The organism is Ferranicluibacter rubi (assembly GCF_011603255.1).
Lineage (GTDB): Bacteria > Pseudomonadota > Alphaproteobacteria > Rhizobiales > Rhizobiaceae > Ferranicluibacter > Ferranicluibacter rubi.
In genome coordinates, this window is sequence record NZ_JAANCM010000001.1 from 559,498 (window position 1) to 582,112 (window position 22,615).

Sequence of the window (22,615 nt, forward strand, 5' to 3'; positions counted from 1 at the left end):
ACGCGATATCCAGCAAAAGGATGCGTCTCGGGCTCTGGCGCGGGACGCGCATCGCATGGCTCTGCATCAGGAGTGGCGTGATGCCAGACAGGCACGCTTCAGCACCATGGAGGCAAACGGTGCAGGACGAGGAGGGATCAAGCGTGAGGACTGGGAAACCTCCTCCAGAAACTGAAAAGCCTGCCGCGGGAGGAGGTGCGGCAGGCTTTCCAAAAGAACCGAACAGCAGCTGGGAGGAGGAGTGCCGCTATTCCTACAGGGGTCCGGGGAGGAGGATCGGAGCCCTGAAACTCGAAGGACGCGGGAGGAGGTGCGTGCTTCGATGAGGACCATCATACGGTAAAACCGAAGATCCGAAAGTCGTGATATTGCAGTGCAGCTATGCAGCTGGAACATACCGCTCGAAATGAGCCACCGATATTGACCAAATCTTCATCGTTTCCAAAGCGGCTCTCGCACCTCCAGATATAGGGGTCCCAATATAAGGGTTTATGTGAGCCCGGAGCAGCGTTGGCGGTGTCTGCATATCGTTAAGCTTTCGACATTCGAGACAATGGCGCGTGTCAATCCTCGAACATGACGATCTGCTTGCTTGCCAAAAAGGGTAGCGGATCGAGGCGGAAAACGTTATCGGTTGCTAACCAGAAGTGCCGTGAGCTCGCAGTCGCAACCCTGCGGGAAATTCATTGCTCTTTCTGAAAAATCATACATTCTCGCGCAAACGAGAATTCAGCCGGTATTTCTGCAGGAGCGACTATGAACGCGAAGGCCCCCCATGCGATCGATATTTACGTCGGAGGTCGTGTTCGTGCGCGCCGGCTTATCCTCGGGATGAGCCAGACGGCGCTGGGCGACCGGCTGGGCATTACCTTCCAGCAGATCCAGAAGTATGAGAAGGGCGTGAACCGGATGGGCGCAAGCCGGCTTCAGGCCGCCGCCGACATTCTGAGCGTGCCGATCAGCTACTTCTTTCAGGACAACCCGAGCGACCAAACCCGGCCGGAAGCCGCGGATTTCGACGCGGTCAATGCGTTTCTGTCCACGCGCGAAGGCCTGTCGCTCAACAAGGCGTTCTCCTCCATCAAGAGCCCCGACATCCGCAAGACGGTCGTCGCCCTCGTGACGTCGCTGGCGCAGGGCGAAGAGGCTGCCGCCCGGCAGCCGGCGGATGCTCCCGCCGTGCAGGCTTCCGCCAACGCCTCCTGATGTCACCGCTGCGGCTGCAGACCTTCGGCAATCTGGCCCTGAAAACGGCGTGCGGCGAAGACCTCGCCTTTCCGCAGAAGGCCCTGTTGCTCGTCTGCATGCTGCGCCTGGGAGACCGTCCCGTCCTGCGACGGGACGAAGCCTCGGCCCTTCTCTGGCCGGAGGCTGACCGGGAGGCGCAGCACATAAACCTGCGCAAGATGGTCTCGCGCATTCGCAAGGCGCAGTTAGCCTATCGCAGCGTGATTCTCGATATCGACGACACATCCATCACGCTGGGTGACGACGGACAGCGCCTGACCATAGATGCCGGCTGCTTCCGGCGAGACGAGACGTCGCTCGAAACCATGCTGGCGCTGCTTCGGGAACGCTTCCTCGGCGGCAAGCTCCCGGACGGCCCCCTGCGCCGCTGGGCCGATCTGCAGATCGATACGCATTATCACTGCCTGCGCGAGCGGCTGCTTTCCCTTCCCGGCGAGGCCTCTGCCAGCCCGGATACCGCAGCGATGCGGGAAGCTGCCTTTCTGCTCCTCGAGCGCAATGTGCATGACGAGCCGGTTCGGGCCCTTCTTGAGGACAATGCTCCGTCGGCACGGCAGGCGATGCTCTCGACCGCCGACGGGCAGGCCTCGCTGCCGACCCTAAGAGCGACGGCCACGCCCGGAAGCACGTCATCGGACACGCGCCTGCCCGTCTACGCCCAGGTCGTGCCGCGCGTGCAACGCGCGCTGACGGTAACGGCATCGCTGCCGAGACTGGCGCTCTTGCCGCCGGCCTTGCGGGTCGGCGCATCGCGGACACTCACCGGAACGGTCGCCGCCCTGATCGACGACATCGCCATCAGCCTCTGCACCCTGCGCAACATCTCGATCGTCGCGCCCCACACCGCCAAGCGGATCCAGGAAAGCAACGACAAGATCGCCATGCTGGAAACGCATGCCGTCTCCTATCTCGTGGATACGACACTCTGCGCGGAAGGCCTGATGGTACAGATCATCTTCGTTCCGCTCGATCGGGTCATCTGGGCGCAGCGCTTCGACCTCGACGTTCCCTTTTCCTCGCACCGCAAGGTGATCGCGACGATCATCGCGGACAGCATCGCGACGGAACTGCAGCGCAATCAGAATCCCCTGGTCGAATACGAACATCACCCCGATGCCTATCGCGCCTATCTCTCCGGCGCCCGCCAGACGAAGGACCTTTCCCTGCCCTCCATTCGTGGCGCACGTCGCGGCTTTCGCGAGGCGCTTCAGTATCGGCGGGACTTCGCACCGAGCTTTGTCGGGCTCGCACGCACCTATTCGCTGGAGTGGGTGCTGACGGCGCGCGGTGACAAGGGCCTTCTCCACAAGGCAGAGGACCATGCCCGGCTTGCCATCGAGCAGGACCCCGAAAGTGCTGCCGGCTACAAGGAACTCGGCGTTGCGAAGCTCTATCTCGGCGACCTCGACGAGAGCCTCGAGGCCTTAGCGCGCGCGGAGGCCCTCAGCCCGCATTACGCGGATGCGATCTACAGCTATGCCGACTCGCTCGTTCATGCCTCGCGGCCCGATGAGGGCCTGCGCAAGATAAAACGGGCGATCGAGCTCAATCCGCTGAGCCCGGACGATTATTTCTGGAGTGCGGCGGGTGCGAGCTACTTCGTCGGCCATTATCAGGATGCCATCGACTACATCGGCAGAATGGCCCACCAGTCCTCGGCCGATCGGCTGAGAGCGGCCGCCTTCGCCATGCTCGGAGACATCCCGACGGCGCGTCGATACCGACGCAAGGATCGCGAAGCCAATCCGCATTTCGACCTCGACCGCTGGCTGTCGGTTCTACCGATACGCGAAACCTGGCAGAAAGAGCTTTACCGTGAAGGTCTTTCAAGGGCAGGATATTAACGGCAGAATCGCCTGTCGATCCTGCCGAGACCGCCTCTGCTGCCCTCAACCTCAGGCCGCAACCGGTTGTCTTTTCATTCTCGCCATGAAGGAAATCGCATGTCCAAAACTGTTGTTTTCGGCTTTCCCGGGGATAGCCAGCTCTATGTCGCCGATGTCGAGGCGGGCACTGTAAAGCCGCTTGAAGACACGGACGGTCGAGCCGGCGAACTGCGCTCGTCCAGCGCGCCGTTCATCCGCGGCGTGGACTTCGCCGTCGCGCTCGATCCGGCCGACAAGGCCTTCTCCGGCCTCTTCGACTGACGCCATTGCGCCTTCAAAGCTTTGCCAGACAGTGCACCGCGGCCGAGACCTTCGACCGCGTTGCACCTTTTCTCGCCGATTTCGGCATTACACGGGTCGCGCGGCATACCTCGCTCGACCGCATCGGTATTCCCGTCTGGTGCGCCTACACGCCCAATGCCAAATCCATCGTCGTGGCGCAGGGCAAGGGTGCGACGGATGCGGATGCACGGACATCCGCCGTCATGGAAGCACTGGAACGGGCGGTCGCCTGCGATCCCGCTGTGGCGGTGCTTAAAGCGAGCATGGCGGACCTGACGCGCCGCGGACAGGCTTTTCATGCGCTGGCGGGATTGGTGTCATCCGGTCATGATCCGCTTTCGGCAGACAAGGAAACGGACTGGGTCGCGGGGCAGGATCTCGTGAGCGGCGAGACGATCTTCGTGCCTTGGCAGGCCGTCGTCCTCGACCGAACGATCCGGGACAGCCGCTACTGGCAATCCTCCGATGGGCTTGCCTCCGGCAACACGCTGGAGGAGGCGATCCTTCATGGGCTGATGGAGCGCGTGGAACGCGATGCGCATGCGCTCTGGCAGTTGCGCCCCCAGGCGGCGCGACAGGCGACCTGCGTGGACACTGCCGGTTTCGATTGCCCTGCCATTCACGAACTGGAACGCCAAATCGCGGATGCGGGACTGACGCTGCGTCTGTTCGACGTGACCGGCGACCTCGATATTCCCTGCTTCGCCGCGTTCCTGGGCCCTGGCGGAACGTCCTTCTCGGGGCGGCTGCGGCATGTGGACGTGACCTTCGGATGCGGCGCGCACCCCCTGCCCCGGCAGGCCGCCCTCCGGGCCATGACGGAAAGCGCCCAGTCGCGCCTGACCTATATCAGCGGTGCGCGGGACGACGTGTTTCCCGCCGACTACGACCGACCCTTGGCGGACAGCACCCGACAGACCATGATGGCAGTGCCCGGCGCTCGGGACTTCGTTGACCGGCCTTCGCGCACGCCCGAAACTCTGATCGACCATCTCCATGCGCGGCGTGCCGGCCCGATGATCGCGGTGCGGCTCTCCCGCCCCGACCTTCCCTTTGCCGTCGTGAAGGTTCTCGCACCCGCGCTCGAAAATCCCGAGGGAAAGCGCCGGCAGCGATACGGGACGCGCGCGCTCCGCCAAGCACTGACACAATGATGATGAGGCGAGCATGAAGGTTCTGTTCATCGGGCCGACTCTGCCGGATGCCGCGCGGGTCGCGCCCGGCCTCGACATCCGGCCGCCGGCGATCCAGGGCGATCTCTATCGCGCCGTGCGCGATGGTGCCGCCGCGATCGGTCTGGTCGATGGCGGGTTCGAATATACGGCGCCGGTCTGGCACAAGGAGATCCTCTACGCATTGTCCGAGGGTGTCGCCGTCTTCGGTGCCGCCAGCATGGGGGCTCTGCGGGCTGCGGAGTGCCGTGCCTTCGGAATGGTCGGCGTCGGCACCATTGCGCAGGCCTATGCCGATGGCACGCTGGTGGACGATGCCGATGTGGCGCAGCTTCACGCGCCCGCGGAGCTGGGATGGGTGAGCCTTACCGAACCTCTGGTCAATATCCTCGCCACGCTGCAGCAGCCCGATCTGCCGGCCAGCCTTACGCCGGATCTCTGCAACCGGATCGAGGCGGCAGCACGACAGCTGTATTTCAAGGAGCGGACATGGCGGGCGATCGCCGATCGCGTCGCGCTGCCGGACATAACGCTTCGCAAGCGGCTCGAAGCGGAACTGAAGGCCTGCGCGCGCAACAAGAAGCGTGAGGACGCCCTGCTTCTGGTCGCCGCGATGAAAGCACACGACGTCGGACGGTCGCACGAAAGGCCTGATTGGGTTTTCCAGGAGACGACACTCTGGCGGGACCTTGTGGACCGCGAAAATGCGAAACTTCTAATGTTTTGAAGAACCTTCACGGGCTTGTGACAGGTCACGCTTTGCATGTCACGGCTGTGTCACGCGCGATTTCCTGCGTCAGTCGCTACAGTCATTCCGGGACAACGGAACGGCTTGGAACATGACACTCAGCAACCCGCACGCGGAACATATCGACGTCGCTCACGCAGAGCGAGACCCTCAGGAAGTCCGGGCCCTCGCCCGACTGATCGTGTTCGCCCGGCAGAATGCGATCGATCTCAATATGGAAAATGCGGTGCATTGCCTCGATCTCGCTTTGCGCTCGGTCCTGCAGGAAGGCGACAGCACCTTCGATGGTCTCGCCTTCCCCGATTCGAGCCTGCAGAGGCTCCGCGCGCATTAATTGCCATTATGGCTTTGCCTTCGTCCGGTTACGAACGGACTACGTCGCCTCGGCCTCCGGCCGGGGCTTTCTTGTCTGGGCCCATCAGAGGCCGGCGCGGCGGCGCAGGCGGGCTTCCAGCGCCGAGAGACCATCGTAGATGAGCACGGCGAGCGCGCCGACGATGAGGCCACCTTGCAGGATGAAGGCGAGGTTGTTGGACTGGAGGCCGGCAATGATGACCTCGCCAAGGGTCCGCGCCGCAACGGTCGAGCCGATCGTCGCCGTAGCGAGGCTGACGGTGATCGACAGCCGGATCCCGGCGAGAATGACCGGGGCTGCAAGCGGAAGCTCGACCCGGAACAGACGCTGCCTGTCCGTCATGCCGGCACCCCGCGCGGCCTCCATTACGGCTGGCGGCAGAGTGGTCAGCGCCGTCAGGGTGTTTTCGAAGATAGGCAGCAAACCATAGAGAAAGAGCGCCACCAGCGTCGGCTTCTCCCCGAAGCCGAGGGCGGGCACCGAAAGAGCAAGGACCGCGACCGGGGGAAAGGTCTGCCCGACATTGACGAGGCTGCGCGACAAAGCGAGAAACTCCGCTCCGAACGGCCGCGTCACGAGAATGGCGAGGGTGACCGCAACCAGAATAGCCGCCGTCGTGGCAATGGCGACGATGCGCAGGTGCAGCAGCGTCAGGGTGAAGAGGCTCCCCTGATTGTAGATCGCCGGTGCATTGTCCTGAACCAGCGGCTTCAGGATCGGCTCGAAGATCGAGGGCGCGACGAGGAAGGTGAGAAGCGTGCCAAGCAGCAGCGCCCGCAGGGCGAGCGGTATCCACGCTCTTGCCCGTGGACGTGCCGCTGCACGGTCGGCCGTCGTGGGAGAAACCGTCATCGGCGCCTCGCAGCACGCCGGACCAGCCCATCGAGCGTGATGCGGCCGATCGGCTGACCGTCGGCGCCTATGATCGGTGCGGCGTCCCGGCCGCTCCACAGAAGTTCGGCAAGCGCATCCCGCTGGGTCGTCGCTGCGGCGATGGCGGCGCCTTGCGCATCTCCGGGTTCGACAGCGGCGCCCGCCGTCTCGATCGACAGCATGCGGAACGGACGCTCCGTGGCGCCGATCAATGTCTCGACGAAATCCGTCGCAGGGCGCTCGACCAGCTCGGCCGGCGGCCCGTACTGCACGAGTTCGCCCTTGTCCATGACGGCGATACGGTCCGCGAGGTAGAACGCCTCCTCCATGTCGTGCGTCACGAGAATGATGGTGGTGCCGAGGAGACGCTGGATCGCCAGCAGATCCTCCTGCGCCTTGGCGCGGATGATGGGATCGAGGGCGCCGAAGGGCTCGTCCATGAGGAGCACGTTCGGCTCTGCCGCCAGCGCGCGGGCAACGCCGACACGTTGCTGCTGTCCGCCCGAGAGTTCATGCGGAAAGCGGTCTGCGAAGGTCTCCGGATCGAGCTGGAACAGCGCCAGCAATTCGGCCACCTTGGCCTTGATGCGCCCTGTCTCCCAGCCGAGCAGCACCGGCACCGTCGCAATATTTTCGGCCACCGTGCGATGCGGGAACAGGCCATGGCCCTGGATGGCGTAGCCGATGCGGCGGCGCAATTCGAAGCCGGGAACGGCACGGTTGTCCTCACCGTCGAGGCGAATCGTGCCCGAGGTCGGCTCGACGAGGCGGTTGATCATGCGCAGCAACGTCGTCTTGCCGGAGCCGGATGTGCCGACGATCACGGTGACGGTCCGCGGGTTGATGGTCATCGTGACATTGTTGACGACGATGTTGTCGCCATATCGCTTGGTAATGCCGTCGATCTCGATCATGCGGTCCTGCCTGCGCGGTTGAGCGGCGCGTTGATTTCGATGAGGGCATCGAGGATGATGGCGGCGGCGAAGGCGAGCAGCACGGTCGGCACCGCACCGAGCAGCACCAGATCCATGGCGGTCTGGCCGATGCCCTGAAAGACGAAGACGCCGAAGCCGCCGCCGCCGATCAGCGCCGCGATGGTCGCAAGGCCGATGTTCTGGACGAGGACGATGCGGATACCGGTGAGGATGACCGGCAGGGCCAGCGGAAACTCGACCCGCAGCAGGCGCTGCGCGCCCGTCATGCCGATGCCGCGTGCCGCCTCGTTCGCCTCGCGGGGCACGCCCGCAAGCCCCACCACCGTGTTGGCGACGACGGGCAGCAGCGAATAAAGAAACAGCGCCACGAAGGCCGGTGCGGCGCCGATGCCGCGCACGCCGATCGCGTAGGCGCCGGGCACGTTGACCGCGATCCAGCCGAGCGGCGCGATGAGGATACCGAAAAGTGCGATCGAGGGGATCGTTTGGATGAGATTGAGGACGTTCAGCACGCCGGCCCGCAGCGGCCGCACGCGGTGACAGAGGATACCGAGCGGCAGGCCGACGACGACCGCGGCAACGAGCGAGCCGATGGCAAGCGTCACATGCTTGGCCGCCTCGTTCCAGAAGACATCCGCCCGGCCGGAATATTCCTTGAGCAGCGACAGCGCGTCCCACCGACCGGAAGCGAGGATGGCGGCGAGCGCACCGAGCGTTACGCCCAGCAGGAGCACCCGAACCGTGGGCTTCGGCTTCATGCGCGTAATGGCATCGGCCGCAAGCAGCAGGAAGGCGAAGAGCAGGGTCCAGAAACCGGATGCCGGGGACACCCGCGCATAGGTATTGCCCTCCGGCGTCAGGAAGCTTCCCGCCGTGCCGATCAGCAGCATCAGCGCGAGCAGACCGAGGGCGGCGACAGCGAGCCTGGCTGCCGCCGATGTCTTGAGGATGGCGAGCACGGCCGCCACGCCGAGGGCGATCAACAGAGCCGTTCCCCAGATGGGCGGCAAGGATTCGAGGATGGAGCGCGGGCTGCCAGGGACGATCCGGTTGGCGCGGAACGTCGCAAACGGCGCAAGAAGCGTGCCGAGGCCAAGGAGGATGGCGATTAGGACGCCGAGCTTGTCGAAGCGGATGCGCATGCCTCTCCTGACGTTTCGGAAGGATTGCCCGGTGCTGCAAGCGGCTACAGGCGCCGAGACTTTTGATTCTGGTGCAGGCTGCATCGTGAGGGCACCGTCCGAGATCGATGCGCTCGCCGTCCGCCATCATCGTGCGATGTCAGAGAGAAGGCCGGGAGACCAACGCCTCCCGGCCTATTCACTTACTTCAGAAAGCCATTCTTCTTCAGGAAGTCTTCGGCCACGGCCTTGGCCGGCTCACCGCCCACCTGCACGCGACCGTTTAGGTCCTGCAGGGTCACGAGATCGAGCTTCTCGAAGACGGGCTTCAGAAGCGTCTCGATCTGAGGGTTTTCCTTCAGCACGGCTTCGCGGATGATCGGGGCGGGCTGGTAGACGGGCTGGACGCCCTTGTCGTCTTCCAGCACCACGAGACCGGACGGTGCGATACCGCCGTCCGTGCCGTAGACCATGGCCGCATTCGCGCCGTTCGTCTGGTTGGCGGCGGCTGCGATGGTGGCTGCAGTGTCGCCGCCGGACAGCGTGATTAGCTGTTCGGGCTTCAGGGTGAAGCCGTAGGTGGTCTGGAAGGCCGGCAGGGCGGCTGCCGAATTCACGAACTCCGAGGAGGCCGCGAGCTTCACCGTGCCGCCATCCGTGACGTATTTGCCGAAATCGGAGAAGGTCTTGACCTTGGCGCTGTCGGCGACATCCTTGCGGATCGCCACGGCCCAGGTGTTGTTGGCCGGCGACGGTGTCAGCCAGACGATCTTGTTGGCATCGTAATCGAGCTTCTTCGCTTCCTCATAGGCCTTGGCGGCATCCTTCCAGGCGGGGTCTTCGGCCTTCTCGAAGAAGAACGCCGCATTGCCCGTATATTCCGGATAGATGTCGATCTCGCCTGCGGTGATTGCCTTGCGCACGACCGGCGTCGCGCCGAGCTGCACGCGGTCCGTCGTCTTGATGCCGTTCGCATTCAGGACCGACAGAATGATGTTGCCGAGCACGCCGCCTTCGGTATCGATCTTGGAGGACACGACGACCTGGGCCTGGGCTGCGGCGGCAAACGACATGGCCGCGGCTGCAGCCGCGATGAGTGTAGACTTGAGATGCACGTGAATTCTCCCCTGATGGTAGCCTATCGTCCACGCGATGGCAGCGATCGTCGCGGCATAAGCTGCCATATGTGGCGACATCGGAGGAAAAACAGAGCGGTCCCGGGGCAAAATGCGACCGGTTCGTTTCAACGCAGCCTAAACGTGTATGCCGGGAGCCTCCTGCCCTGTCCGCTCGACATATTCGGTATATCCGCCACCATACTGATGGATGCCGTCCGGCGTCAGCTCCAGCACGCGGTTGGAAAGCGCCGCGAGAAAATGACGGTCGTGGGAGACGAACAGCATCGTGCCCTCATAGGCCGACAGCGCCTTAATCAGCATCTCCTTGGTATCGAGGTCGAGGTGGTTGGTCGGCTCGTCGAGCACGAGGAAATTCGGCGGATCGAACAGCATGGCCGCCATGACGAGGCGCGCCTTTTCGCCACCCGAGAGAACCCGGCAGCGCTTGTCGACATCGTCGCCGGAAAAGCCGAAGCAGCCCGACAAGGCCCTGAGCGGCGCTTGCCCGGCCTTGGGGAACTGCTCCTCCAGCCACTGCAGAACCGTGCTCTCGCCGTCGAGCAGATCCATCGCATGCTGTGCGAAATAGCCGACCTTGACACTGGCCCCGACCGTGACGGTACCCTTGTCGGGTGTCGTCGTGCCCGTCACGAGCTTCAGCAGCGTCGATTTTCCGGCACCGTTGATGCCCATGATGCACCAGCGCTCGCGGCGGCGAACCATGAAGTCGAGCCCGTCATAGATCGTCCTCGAGCCATAGGCCTTGTGGACCTGCCTGATGTTGACGACGTCTTCGCCGGAACGCGGCGCCGGCAGGAAGTCGAAGGCGACCGTCTGGCGGCGCTTGGGTGGCTCGACGCGGTCGATCTTTTCGAGCTTCTTGACGCGGCTCTGCACCTGCGAGGCATGCGAGGCACGCGCCTTGAAGCGCTCGATGAACTTGATTTCCTTGGCGAGCATTGCCTGCTGACGCTCGAACTGCGCCTGCTGGTGCTTTTCGCTCAGCGCCCGCTGCTGCTCATAGAAGCCGTAATCGCCGGAATAGCTGGTGAGCGAGCCGCCATCGATCTCGATGATCTTGGTGACGATGCGGTTCATGAATTCACGGTCGTGCGACGTCATCAGCAACGCGCCGTCATAGGTCTTCAGGAAGCTTTCGAGCCAGATCAGGCTTTCGAGATCCAGATGGTTGCTCGGTTCGTCGAGCAGCATGACGTCGGGCCGCATCAGAAGAATGCGGGCGAGCGCCACGCGCATCTTCCAGCCGCCCGAGAGCTTGCCGACATCGCCGTCCATCATTTCCTGGCTGAAGGACAGGCCGTCGAGCACTTCGCGGGCCCGGCCTTCCAGCGCATAGCCGTCGAGCTCCTCGTAACGGCCCTGCACCTCGCCGTAACGCTCGATGATCGCGTCCATCTCGTCCATGCGGTCGGGGTCGGACATGGCCGCTTCCAGCTCGCGCAGCTCGGCCGCCACGATGCTCACCGGCCCCGCGCCCTCCATGACCTCGGCGACGGCGCTGCGGCCGGACATCTCGCCGACATCCTGGTTGAAATAGCCGATCGTCACGTTCTTTTCGGTCGCGACCTGGCCTTCGTCGGGCAGTTCCGAACCGGTGATCATGCGGAACAGCGTCGTCTTTCCCGCGCCGTTCGGGCCGACGAGGCCGATCTTCTCGCCCTTGTTGAGGGCCGCCGAGGCCTCGATGAAGAGGAGGCGGTGGCTGTTCTGCTTGGAGATGTTTTCGATGCGGATCATGATCGGTCGGGCCCGGCTGCGTTTCGGGTCGCCTTATGGCACGGGATCACCTTGTTGTCCCGGGTTTTTGCTGCAGCGCACGCGCGTCACAGCAGAGATGCGCCGATGAGGGTGGCGATGGAGAGGAGGAGCGCCGGGATCATCACCACCGACCCGAGCTTCAGGAAAGCCCACGTGCCGACCTCGATGCCCTCGCGGCGCAGGGCGGTGAGCCAGAGGATGGTGGCGAGCGAGCCGGTGACGGAAAGATTGGGCCCGAGATCGACGCCGATGAGGATGGCGGCGGCAACGAGGCTTGGCGCACCCGCAGCCTGAACGGCGCTGCCGGCGAAGAGCCCGGCGGGGAGATTGTTAACGAGGTTTGCCGCAAAGCCGACACTGACGCCGGCGACGCCCGCCGTCCACGCGGGCGAGGTCGCCGCGTTGCGGGCGAGCAAATCGCCGAGCATGCCGACGAGCCCGGTGCCGCTGAGCGCCTCCACGATGACGAAGAGGCCGGCGACCAGCGGCAGGACACTCCAGGAAATACCCTTGACGACGTCGATGGGCGGCTCGCGGTTGACGACGACGATCAGGAGCGTCGTGGCGATGCCGGCAACCAAGGTGGGCAGGCCGAGGTCGAGATCGAGCGCGGAGACGATGACGAGACTGACCGCCGTCAGGGCAAGGCCGATGCCGGCAACGCGGGCGGCGGGCGACAAGGTTGATGTCGGCACGTCGGCGGCGACCGTTTCCGAGGCGATGGCACGGCGCTGGGTGAAGGCGAGCGCTGCATAGGTGACGACGATCGCCACGATGGACGGCAGCGTGAAGGTGCGCAGCCATTCACCGAGCGGCGGCATCTCGCCGCCCCCGAAGATGACGAGGTTGGCGGGGTTGGAGATCGGCAGCACGAAGCTCGCGGCATTGGCGATAAAAGCGCAGATCAGGAGGTAGGGCAGCGGGTTCGCGACCTTCGCCGCGCGGGTGGCGGCATAGACGGCCGGCGTCAGCACCACGGCCGTGGCATCGTTGGAGAGGAACACGGTGACGAGCACGCCGACCGCATAGATCAGGAAGAACAACCGTTTCGGCGATCCCTTGGCATGCCGCGTCGCGATGGCGGCCAGCCAGTCGAACAGGCCTTCCTTGCGCGCAAGCTCCGACAACAGCATCATGCCGATCAGAAACAGATAGACGTCGGTGCCTCGGGCGATGCCGTTCCAGACGGCCGACAGCGGCATAAGGCCGAGCGCTGCGATGACCGCCGCACCCGCCACGGCCCAGACGGCCTCCGGCAGGCGGAACGGCCGGGTGATGACGCCGGCGACGGCAAGGGCTGAGATGCCCCAGGTGAGCATGACGGGGGAGAGGAACGTCGGCATGGGTTTTCCGGCTGTGTTGACGCTTGAGAGACGGCGGGGAAGCGGGTTGTCTGGACCGGTCTTCTACACGGCCTGAGCCCGCACGCGAAAGGCGCTGATCGGCTGGGCGATGTTCTTCACATGCTGGAAGCCGAGGTCGTCGAAGGTCAGGGGACGCTGCTTGCGGACATGGTCGCGCACCGCGCGGGAAATGCAGATCGCGCCGGGTTCGGCCAGCGCTTCCAGCCGTGCCGCCACATTGACCGTATCGCCGAAGATATCGCCATCCTGCACCACGACATCGCCGACATTGATGCCGATCCGGAACATCAGCCGCGCATCGTCGTCGAGCTGCGCATTTGCCTGCGCCATCGCCTGCTGGATCTCGATCGCGCAGTCGATGGCCGAGAGCGCGCTGGCGAAGGCGGCGAGAACACTGTCGCCCGCCGTGTTGACGATCGAGCCACTGTGATGCTCGATGATCGGATCGATGCGGTCGCGCACGATCTTCAGGCTTGCCAGCGTCCGTGTCTCGTTGCCCTCCATCAGCCGGGAGTAACCGACGACATCGGCCGCCATGATCGCAAGAAGCCGCCGGTCGAGCCGCGAGAGCAGCTCGTCGCGCGTCAGTTCGGCGGAGCGGGCGCGGCGGGCGGTGGCACGGACCGCCACCAGCGCGAAGACGGCGGTGAGCAGCGCCAGGGCGAAGACCACCATCTCCATGCGCGCGCTGGCCTGCTGGGCGTCGGCCACGCGCTGCATGCGCTGGTTGCTTTCCTCGGCCCGCATGGTCTTCAGCGCATTGCGCACGCCGTCCATCAGCATCTTGCCCTGGCCGGTCCTCATGATGGAAAGCGCCCCTGCCGCATCGCCCTCGCGCTGGCGGTCGATGCTCTGGCGCAGCTCCGACAGTTTTTGGACGATCAGCGAGCGGAGGACGGCGACGTTGGCATCCTGACGCGCATTGTCGGAAAGCCCTGTGGCAAGCTCTTCCATCATGCGGCCGATCTCTTCGATCGAAGCTTCATAGGGCTCCAGATAGGTCCGGTCCTGCGTGATCAGGTAGCCGCGCTGGCCGATCTCGGCATCCTGCAGCAGCGATTGCAGGGTCGAGATCCGCCGCTCGTTGCCGATCGTGTGGGCGATCGCCCCCTGCGCCTCCCGCTCGCGCTGGGACAGAAGAACCGAGGCGCCGATGGAGGCGAAGGCGACGAAAAGCATGGCGACGATAATCATCCCCGCGCTCTGGCGCACCTCGTTGCGCGCCTGCAGCAGGAACTTGTTCACCGTCGGTCTGGCCATGGTCCCTCGCGCAGCAGCGTCACGGGCGTGCCGTGCGGCCCCGCGTGACAGCATACATGTGTTCGTCACGTCGAATGGAAAGCGTCGTCCGCGCATTTATGATGCACGGCTTTTCCACCGTTTCCTTACGTTGCAACAGATAGGATCATTCCACGTCGAGCAGGGCCTGCGCGGTGCGCTCGTCGGTGATGAGGCCGGACAGGCGGCGGCTGGTGAGCACGGCGCGGATGGCCTCCACCTTGCCCGGGCCGCCGGCAATGGCGACGATACGATCGGCCTTCGCGGAGTGGAACGAAACCGAAAGCGTGCGGGCCGTGAGCATGGTTTCGAGCAGGCGACCGCGGGCATCGAAGAAATGGCCGAGCAGTTCGCCGACGGCGCCGTTTCCGGAGATCTCGTGGATCTCGCGCGGTTCGATCATGCCGGAGGCGACGAGCTGGGCTGCGGGCTCCACCGTGCCGATGCCGACGAATTTGAGGTCGGCGCCTTCGGCAAGCGCGAAGACCTCGCCGACGCCACGCTGGGAAAGGAGAACTTCGCGGTCCTCCGCCGTGTTGGCAAAGAAGGGAACCGGCATGACATAGGCCGTCGCCCCGGTCTTCTCCGCGATCTGGTGCATCACGTCATGCGGGTTGATGGCATAGTTGCGGGTGACGCCGCCCAAGAGGGACACGAAGGACACCGTGCTTGCGCTGAGGCGCGGCATGTGGCGCACGGCGGCCGCCAGCGTGCGGCCATGGCCGAGGCCGATCATGCGGTGCTCACCGCGCTCGATCTCCCGCCGGAGATAGGCGGCACCCGCATAGGCGAGCGCGCGCAGCGGCAGGCCCTCCTCGCGCATGTCGGGCGCGACTTCGCAATATTCGAGGCCATAGCGCTCGGCGAGGCGCGCCTCCAGATCGACGCATTCGACGATATCGCCGTCGATGGTCACCTTGACCATGCCGTCCGCCACGGCACGGGCGATCATCCGGTGGGTCTTGACTGAGGGCAGGCCGAGCATCTTGGCGACGGCCGCCTGGGTCATGCCGCCGACGTAATGCAGCCAGGCGGCGCGGGTCGCAAGCGACTCCTCGGGATCGATGGGGCGTCGGGTTCCTGCCATGCGTCCTGTCATGCGTCCTATATTGGCCTCTCGCTGCGGCCAACCTGCCGCAGACCGATCCGTTTCACCCTGACCTTCGGCATACACCCCACGCCGCATGCTGGCACCTCTTTTTCCGCTGCCGCCACGATGACAAGCAGCGCGTCAGATGTTCAGGTCGGCCACGCCCGTGTCGATATGCGGTTCCCAGAAGGCGACGCTTTCGGCGATCTGTTCGATCACCTGCCGGTCGTTCGGGTCGCGTTCCTTGAAGGACAGCTCGAGGCAGATCTCGTTGTCCTCGGCACCGCCCTCTTCCAGCGCCTTCAGCAGCGGTTCGGGATGCACCCGGCCACGGGCGTTGAACTCTGCTGTAAACGGGCGGTGGCCGCCCTTGTCCATCAGGCTCTGCTTGATGTGGATGATCGGCGAGAGTTTCGGCACCGCCCGTGCCCAGGCATATGGGTCGACATCGTCGGGATTGGGCGAGGTCACATCGCCATGGTCGATATCGGCCATCATCCACATGGGGATGGCCATGTCGGCCGCCGTCAGCCGGTCCTGCAGGCGGATACATTCGGCAATGGTCTCACCGAACTCGCGCCCGACGCTCATCGGCTCCCAGAAGATGTAGTCGAGACCGGCCGCCTTGCCATGCTCGGCAACCTCCGCCCAGCAGTCGATGGCGATCTTGATGAGATCTTCGCGCCGGGCGGGGTCGTCGAAATCCTTATAGGTGAAGATCGCGAACTGGGTGCCGACGGAGACGCCGCCGAGGTCGGCGGTGATGTCGGCAAAGGTCTTGAACCAGTCGACATAATAGCGCCGCACGTCGCGGTCGGGATGGCCGAAATGGTTGAGGCGGCCGTAAGGGCCCGTCATGCCGGAGGTCACGCGCACGCCGGTGCGCGCAAGGGCCGCCTGCATATCCCGCGTCAGGCGGCGGATAACGGGCGCAGGCCAGCTCGGATTGATGAACTCGTGCGTCAGCTGCAGATCGCGGATCTTCAGCTGGTGCGCCACGGTATCGATCAGGTCGTCCGGCTCGGCGAAGCGGTTGACCAGCGGATTGGTGTTGAGCGAGAGGGTCAGGTTCATGATCGCTTCCTCAGGCGGCCCGTGTGACATGCGCGCCGAACCAGTCCGCAAACGCGGCCCGCTCGGTCTCCGTCAGGTGCAGGTTCTGCTTGGTACGGCGCACGAGCACGTCCTCGGCCGTCTCCGCCCATTCGTTGGCCACGAGATAACGCACCTCCGCCTCGTAGAGCTGCCCGCCGAAGTGCCGGCCGAGGCCGTCGAGCGAGGTCACGCCCTTGACGATGCGGTTGACGCGGGCGCCGTAGAGGCGGCCATAGTGATTGACCAGTGCGCGCGGCATCCAGGGATAGTCGCTGCGCATGCGCTCTGCGAACTGCACGTAGTCGGCATTGGGGATCTCGCCGCCCGGCAGCGTCGCGCCGCGCGTCCAGTCACCCTTCATGTTCGGGAAGAAGCCGGCGATCTTCTGGATCGCGTGCTCGGAGAGCTTGCGGAACGTCGTGATCTTGCCGCCATAGATGTTGAGCATCGGGGCGCCGCCGGTCTCGTCGAGGTCGAAGACGTAGTCGCGCGTGACGGCAGACGGATTGCCCTTGCCGTCGTCGAACAGCGGGCGGACGCCGGAGAAGCTGTGCAGCACATCGCTGCGGCGCAGCTTTTCCTTGAAGTAGCGGTTCACGGCGGCGAGCAGGTAATCGATTTCCTTCTCCTCGGCCCGCACCTCTTCCGGGCGGCCTTCATAGGGGATGTCGGTGGTGCCGATCAGCGCCTTGTCGCCTTCATAAGGGTTGATGAAGATGACCCGCTTGTCGTGGTTCTGCACCAGATAGGCTTGGTTACCCTCCCAGAACTTCGGCACGATGATGTGGCTGCCCTTGACGAGGCGCACGTTGCGGCTGCTGTTGGAGCCGGCGACCCGTCCGACGATGTCGTTGACCCAGGGGCCGCCCGCATTGACGAGCACCTTCGCGCGGAACGACGTGATGTCGCCCGTGCGCTCATTGCGGGTCTCCACGCGCCAGCCGCCGTCTTCGCGGCGCGCGCTGACACAGGCGGTGCGCGTCAGCACCGTTGCGCCGCGCTCACGGGCGTCGAGCGCGTTCAGCACCACGAGGCGGGCATCGTCCACCCAACAGTCGGAATACTCGAATCCCTTGGTATATTTATCTAGAATGGGCGCACCCTCGGGATCGCGATGCAGATCGAGCGAGCGGGTGCCGGGCAGGCGCTTGCGGCCGCCGAGGTGGTCATAGAGGAAGAGGCCGAGCCGGACGAGCCAGGCGGGGCGATCGTCCGGGCTGTGGGGCAGCACGAAGCGCATGGGCCAGATGATGTGGCTTGCGGAGTTGAGCAGAACCTCGCGCTCGATCAGCGCCTCGCGCACCAGGCGGAATTCGTAATATTCGAGGTAGCGCAAGCCGCCATGGACGAGCTTTCCGGAGCGCGACGAGGTGCCTTCGGCCAGATCGCCCTTCTCGCAGAGGATGACCGAAAGGCCGCGGCCTGCGGCATCCCGCGCGATGCCGGCGCCGTTGATGCCGCCGCCGATCACGAACAGATCGACCGTCTTTGCTTCTGTCATGTCAGGCTCCTCAAAGGTGGGATGCGTCGTCGCGCGTCGTCATGTCGGCAAGGCCCAAAGCGGCCGTCGCCTTGTCTTTCTCGGGGCTCGCATGCCCATGCTCGTCGGCCAGCGTTTCCCATACGGGCGCAAGCGACTGGCGGGCTGCGACATAGGCCGGGTACAGCCGGTCGTAGTGGCGGGCGAGATCGGGATCGGGCGCTTCGGCCTGCCCCAAAAGCGGGCTCACCCATTCATCGATGCAGGCATCCATGGTGGGGTAGACGCCGAGGGCCACGGCCGCCATCATCGCGGCACCGGCAGCACCCGCCTCTTCGCGGTCGGAGATGCGAACCGGGGCATCGACCGAGGCCGCAAGCACGCCGCGCAGCGCGCGCGAGCGGGCAGCACCGCCGGTCAGGCGCAGCTCGTCCGGCATGGCGCCCATCGCCGCGTAGCAATCGCGCGTCGCCATGCCCAGACCCTCGACCACGGCCCGCAGCATGTCGGGAAAGCCATGGCGGGTGGAAAGGCCGATGAAGCCGGCGCGGGCATTTGCATTGACGAAGGGCCCGCGTTCGCCGGCCTCGGAAATATAGGGATGATAGAGCAGCGCGCCGGGCCGCGTCGTTTCCAGCCAGTGCTCGATCCGCCCGACGAGATCGGAAAACGCGACCTGCCGTCCCGCATCCGCCATCAGATCGGCGGCCAGGCGCAGGATCCAGTCGATGTTCAGCGTCGCGCCCATGTTCGTCTGAACCTGGGTGACGATGCCGGGTACGGGCAGCGCGATGACATAGCCCGTCCCCTCGGCGTTCAGATGCACCGCGTCCACGGGCTTGGCGCGCATATGGACACCGGTGGAGCCAACGGTGGAGCAGGCGGCATTCGTCGAGCGCGTGCGCACGCCGGCACCGAGCGCGGTCATGACCATGTCGACATAGCCGAGCGACACCGGCGTTCCCGCCAGCAGTCCGGTCGCCCGGGCAGCCTCCGTGGAAAGCGGATGCATGACCTCGGTGCCATCGATGATCTCCGGCAGGAGGTTGCGGCGATGCGCAAGGCCGAGGCTGTCGATCGCCACGTCGTCGTAGCGTCGTGTGCGGAAATTGCCGAAGGTGAAGCTCGCCTCAGACGGGTCCGTGGCGCGGATGCCGGTGAGGTTCAGGTAGAGCCAGTCCTTGCAATGCAGGGCGACATCGGCGCCGTCCAGAAGCTCGGGGTGGTGCCGGTCCATATGCGCCATCTGCGCACCCTGCTGGCAGGTATTGAGCCCGGTGCCCGTCGCCTCGAACCGGGCGCGGTCCTCTGTGCGGCCGGCAATGCGGCGCACGGTCGGCGCGGCGCGGGCATCGAGCCACAGCCAGGCATCGCCGACGGGACGGTTGTCCGGCCCGACGAGCCAGGTTCCGTCCCCTTGCGCGGTTACGGCCAGGGCCGCGGTTCTTGCCGCAAGGCCGTCGATCTTTTCGGAAAGGCCCTTCAGCGCGGAGACGCAATCCGCCCAGGTCTGCGTCAGGGATTGGGTGGCCGAGCCATCGTCGCCGGTGACATAGACATTGCGCACCGAGGCGCAGGCGATCTGTCGTCCGCCGAGATCGAAGGCCACCGCCTTGATGACCGACGTTCCCGCATCGATGCCGATGATGATGTCACGCATGACGCCGGCTCCAGCGCGCCAACATGGGTCGCGGCCGCGCTCCTGCCCATGGCGTCATCGAAACTCCTCCCATCCTCGCAAAACTCTTCCTCCGAAGAGTGTCCGGCGCCTTCGGAGAGGCTAACCGGGACAGCAGACCCCTGAAACGTCCAGCCAGCCGAAACGATCGATATCTCACAAACATAACATTGCCATCGAAATATCTTTCTGCGTTCGTATTTTTTTTCACAAAAATTGCAATTTGTCAAGATCGCCCGGAGGCAATCCCAGCTGATTACCTTTGTGATTCCATCGACCATCTCTCCTATGATGACACCTGCAAGCGCTGCTCCGGGAAGCGTTGCCGATCATCTCGCCATCACTGATTCTCGATTATTTATAAACATTTTCAATATGATAAATCTCCATTCGCGTGGGTTAGACGCCACATTCGCTACCGATGACCCCTCCTGATCCTGAATTCTGATGAGCATGCCCTCGCCGACATCGGAGAGCGCCACGCGTCCGTGGACCGAAATTCACACGCTGACGAACGTGCCCTTCCGAAAGCCGTAGCCGTTGACACCTCAAAATTTTTCTATCATTGTTTGCCTCGTTGATAACACAGACCTACCATCTGTTATCACCGAGCATGAAGGCCGACGGGAGGAGATCGTCGGCGGATGCGTGAAGGAGGAGACGCCATGACCAGCACCGCAATCCCGTTCCGCCGATCGGCCCTGCTCCCACGGCAGGCGCTGCCATCGGGCACTCGTATCCCCGCCATCCTTCTCCAGAGCTGACACCCGACCCGACCGTCCGTCCGTCGCGGGAAGTCTGCGGCGTCCATTCGACCCTTGCGCCTCTTTCGAGAGGCGGTTCCAGATTTGAGGCTTTCGTCATGAGCACCGTTGCCGACACGAAATCGCTGAATACCCCTCTCCTGACCCGCGGACGCGTGATCGCAGCGGCACTCGCCGTGATCCTCGTCGGTGCCATGGTCTATGACACGAGAGTGGTGCGGATCGGCTCTGAGCATGACGTGCGCGCCGATGTGTTCTCGCCCGAGGCCTTCGGGACGGAGAATTTCCCCAAGGTCCGCGACAGCGTGGTCAGCCGCGCGGTGGATGCGGCCGAACTCGGCAGCGCGATCGCCGCCGACAAGGCTGCGGCCGGCACGAAATACGGCGTCGCCACCAGCACCGGCCCGGTCATTCCGGTCAAGTTCACCGGCACGGTCGGCGAGCGGAAGTCGAGCACCAACACCATCGCCGTTCCCGGCCTGCCCGAGGGCACCGTGGTCCGGGTGCAGACCGGCCCGGCCATCAACGGCACGGACCTGCGCGACGCGACCGGCGAGATCGAGTTCGGCCAGTTCACCAACCAGATCGAGTACCAGAACGCCGGCTCTGCGCTGAACAACGCCATGAAGAAAGAGACGCTCGGGAGCATCGACCCGGCAGCGCTCGAAGGCAAGACGGTGGAGATCACCGGTGTCTTCAAGCTGATCAACCCCAAGAACTGGCTGGTGACGCCCGTGTCGGTGACCGTGAAATGAGCGCCGCAGCCGACAACGCAAATCGCAAGATTTCCGGCGACCATGGCGCCGTCGTCATGGAAGCGCGCAATATCGCCAAGTCCTATGGCAGCATCCATGCGCTGAAAGGCGTGAATTTCGAGATCCGCCGCGGCCAGGTTACGACGCTGTTTGGTGAGAACGGGGCCGGCAAGTCGACGCTGATGAAGATCCTGTCGGGCGTGGTGCAGCCGACCTCCGGCGAGATCCTGCTGGATGGCGCGCCCGTCACATTCTCCTCCTCGTCGCATGCCCGCGACAGCGGCGTCTCGATCATCCACCAGGAACTGTCGCTGGCGCTGAACATGAACGTTCGCGACAATATCTTCATGGGCCGCGAGATCATGGGCCCGACCGGCGTCAACTATGCCGAGGAAGAACGGCAGACGCGGCTGCTGATGGAGGAACTGGAAGAAGAGATCGACCCACTGACGCCCGTCGAGGCGCTTCGCCTGGGGCAGCAGCAGATCGTGGAAATCGCCCGCGCGCTGTCGGTCAACTCCCGCATCCTCATCATGGACGAGCCGACATCGGCGCTGAGTGCCTCCGAGGTCGAGGTGCTGTTCAAGGTCATCCGCGACCTCACGGCGCGCGGCGTCTCGATCGTCTATATCTCGCATCATCTCGAGGAAGCGCTGCAGATCACCCACCACGCCGTGGTGCTGCGCGACGGCACGATGACGGCCTATGCGGCACGTGGCGATATCGATCTCGAATGGATCGTGCGCAACATGGTCGGCGAGAACTTCGATCTTGGTGCGCCGCCGACGGGCTATGCCTTCGGGCCGGTCGCCCTGTCGATCGAGAACCTGTCGGTGCCGGATGCTTCGGGTGCCGGCTATTCCGTGGTCGACAACCTCTCGCTCGACGTTCACGCCGGCGAGGTCGTCTGCATCTACGGGCTGATGGGGGCCGGGCGCACCGAGCTTCTGGAATGCGTCGCCGGCCGGCTGCAGCCGTCTGCCGGCCGCGTCATGCTGCACGGGCAGGACGTGTCCAGGCTCTCCATCGCCCAGCGCATCGACAACGGTCTCGTCCTCGTGCCGGAAGACCGGCAGCGCGACGGGCTGGTGCAGACGATGACGGTCGGCAGCAACCTGTCGCTCGCCAGCATCGGCGCCTTTACCAAGGGCATCTTCACCTCGCGGCGGAGCGAAGCCGGCCTCGTCACCGATGCGATCTCCAAGGTTCACATCAAGACGAATGGCGGCGCGGCACCGATCGGCTCGCTGTCGGGCGGCAACCAGCAGAAGGTCGTCATCGGCAAGATGCTGGCGACCAACCCTGAGGTCATGCTGCTCGACGAGCCCAGCCGCGGCATCGATATCGGCGCGAAGTCAGAGGTGTTCAAGCTGCTCGCCGAGCGGGCTCGCCAGGGCCTCGCCGTCATCTATTCCACATCGGAAGTGGGCGAATGCCTCAGCATCGCGCACCGCATCGTCGTCATGCGCCGCGGCCGGATCTCCGCCGAATTCGGCTCCGACGTCACCAAGGAACGCATCATGGCGGCATCCGGCGAAAAGGCCGGCGGCCATGGATCAGATGGGCACGAGCCCGAAACGAGGACGCAGTGATC

19 protein-coding genes are annotated in these 22,615 nt (G+C 64.5%); 8 read left to right on the forward strand and 11 right to left on the reverse strand.

All coding sequences use genetic code 11. From position 1 onward, the window contains the following. The first annotated feature begins 756 nt into the window (after window positions 1-756). From G8E10_RS02645 to G8E10_RS02670, 6 genes are all read left to right on the forward strand, one after another. A complete protein-coding gene (locus G8E10_RS02645) occupies window positions 757-1,206 on the forward strand; it encodes a helix-turn-helix domain-containing protein (protein ID WP_110727447.1) in 450 nt (149 codons plus the stop codon). After that, window positions 1,206-3,092: a hypothetical protein gene (locus tag G8E10_RS02650; RefSeq protein ID WP_167126583.1), complete on the forward strand. Its 1,887-nt coding sequence runs from the start codon at window positions 1,206-1,208 to the stop codon at window positions 3,090-3,092. Before G8E10_RS02645 ends, G8E10_RS02650 begins: the two co-directional genes overlap by 1 nt. Window positions 3,093-3,191: 99 nt before the next feature. After that, complete coding sequence (locus tag G8E10_RS02655; protein ID WP_092931565.1) at window positions 3,192-3,395, forward strand: hypothetical protein; 204 nt, start codon at window positions 3,192-3,194, stop codon at window positions 3,393-3,395. A gap of 5 nt (window positions 3,396-3,400) precedes the next feature. Beyond that, on the forward strand, window positions 3,401-4,570 hold the full coding sequence (locus tag G8E10_RS02660; RefSeq protein WP_167126586.1) for a YcaO-like family protein: 1,170 nt from the start codon (window positions 3,401-3,403) through the stop codon (window positions 4,568-4,570). Window positions 4,571-4,583: 13 nt separating this feature from the next. After that, window positions 4,584-5,315: a TfuA-like protein gene (locus G8E10_RS02665; RefSeq protein ID WP_167126589.1), complete on the forward strand. Its 732-nt coding sequence runs from the start codon at window positions 4,584-4,586 to the stop codon at window positions 5,313-5,315. A gap of 112 nt (window positions 5,316-5,427) precedes the next feature. Then, complete coding sequence (locus G8E10_RS02670) at window positions 5,428-5,670, forward strand: hypothetical protein (RefSeq protein ID WP_110727455.1); 243 nt, start codon at window positions 5,428-5,430, stop codon at window positions 5,668-5,670. An 84-nt stretch (window positions 5,671-5,754) separates the two neighbouring features. Here G8E10_RS02670 and G8E10_RS02675 read toward each other — a convergent pair whose 3' ends face one another. The 11 genes from G8E10_RS02675 to G8E10_RS02725 all read right to left on the reverse strand — a co-directional run bounded on the left by G8E10_RS02675 (window position 5,755) and on the right by G8E10_RS02725 (window position 19,484). Then, complete coding sequence (locus tag G8E10_RS02675; RefSeq protein ID WP_167126592.1) at window positions 5,755-6,543, reverse strand: ABC transporter permease; 789 nt, start codon at window positions 6,541-6,543, stop codon at window positions 5,755-5,757. Further along, window positions 6,540-7,478, reverse strand: coding sequence for an ABC transporter ATP-binding protein (locus G8E10_RS02680; protein WP_167126594.1), 939 nt, complete (start codon window positions 7,476-7,478; stop codon window positions 6,540-6,542). The genes G8E10_RS02675 and G8E10_RS02680 overlap by 4 nt, the downstream gene beginning before the upstream one ends. After that, window positions 7,475-8,641 (reverse strand): ABC transporter permease, encoded by a 1,167-nt coding sequence (locus G8E10_RS02685; RefSeq protein WP_167126596.1) that lies wholly within the window; start codon window positions 8,639-8,641, stop codon window positions 7,475-7,477. The genes G8E10_RS02680 and G8E10_RS02685 overlap by 4 nt, the downstream gene beginning before the upstream one ends. 182 nt (window positions 8,642-8,823) lie before the next feature. Beyond that, on the reverse strand, window positions 8,824-9,693 hold the full coding sequence (gene osmF, locus G8E10_RS02690; protein WP_110800623.1) for a glycine betaine ABC transporter substrate-binding protein OsmF: 870 nt from the start codon (window positions 9,691-9,693) through the stop codon (window positions 8,824-8,826). A gap of 180 nt (window positions 9,694-9,873) precedes the next feature. Then, window positions 9,874-11,496 (reverse strand): ribosomal protection-like ABC-F family protein, encoded by a 1,623-nt coding sequence (gene abc-f / locus G8E10_RS02695; RefSeq protein WP_132439856.1) that lies wholly within the window; start codon window positions 11,494-11,496, stop codon window positions 9,874-9,876. A gap of 86 nt (window positions 11,497-11,582) precedes the next feature. Further along, on the reverse strand, window positions 11,583-12,860 hold the full coding sequence (locus tag G8E10_RS02700; protein ID WP_167126599.1) for an arsenic transporter: 1,278 nt from the start codon (window positions 12,858-12,860) through the stop codon (window positions 11,583-11,585). Window positions 12,861-12,923: 63 nt separating this feature from the next. Continuing rightward, window positions 12,924-14,141, reverse strand: coding sequence for a CHASE3 domain-containing protein (locus G8E10_RS02705; protein WP_167126602.1), 1,218 nt, complete (start codon window positions 14,139-14,141; stop codon window positions 12,924-12,926). A 145-nt stretch (window positions 14,142-14,286) separates the two neighbouring features. After that, the gene (locus G8E10_RS02710; protein WP_167126605.1) at window positions 14,287-15,246 is read right to left on the reverse strand and encodes a sugar-binding transcriptional regulator; all 960 of its coding nucleotides are present in this window, start codon (window positions 15,244-15,246) and stop codon (window positions 14,287-14,289) included. A 144-nt stretch (window positions 15,247-15,390) separates the two neighbouring features. Then, entirely contained in the window at window positions 15,391-16,323 is a 933-nt protein-coding gene (locus tag G8E10_RS02715) for a sugar phosphate isomerase/epimerase family protein (protein WP_167126608.1), read from the reverse strand. 10 nt (window positions 16,324-16,333) lie between these two features. After that, on the reverse strand, window positions 16,334-17,845 hold the full coding sequence (locus G8E10_RS02720; RefSeq protein ID WP_167126611.1) for a glycerol-3-phosphate dehydrogenase: 1,512 nt from the start codon (window positions 17,843-17,845) through the stop codon (window positions 16,334-16,336). Between the two features lie 10 nt (window positions 17,846-17,855). Beyond that, window positions 17,856-19,484, reverse strand: coding sequence for an FGGY-family carbohydrate kinase (locus G8E10_RS02725; protein ID WP_167126615.1), 1,629 nt, complete (start codon window positions 19,482-19,484; stop codon window positions 17,856-17,858). Window positions 19,485-20,364: 880 nt separating this feature from the next. On the opposite strand from G8E10_RS02725, the gene G8E10_RS02730 reads away from it, so the two are divergent. Both G8E10_RS02730 and G8E10_RS02735 read left to right on the forward strand, forming a co-directional pair. After that, the gene (locus G8E10_RS02730) at window positions 20,365-21,021 is read left to right on the forward strand and encodes a DUF2291 family protein (RefSeq protein ID WP_167126618.1); all 657 of its coding nucleotides are present in this window, start codon (window positions 20,365-20,367) and stop codon (window positions 21,019-21,021) included. After that, window positions 21,018-22,613 carry a sugar ABC transporter ATP-binding protein gene (locus G8E10_RS02735; protein ID WP_167126621.1) on the forward strand — a complete coding sequence of 532 codons (1,596 nt, stop codon included), beginning with the start codon at window positions 21,018-21,020 and terminating at the stop codon, window positions 22,611-22,613. Before G8E10_RS02730 ends, G8E10_RS02735 begins: the two co-directional genes overlap by 4 nt. Window positions 22,614-22,615 lie beyond the last annotated feature (2 nt).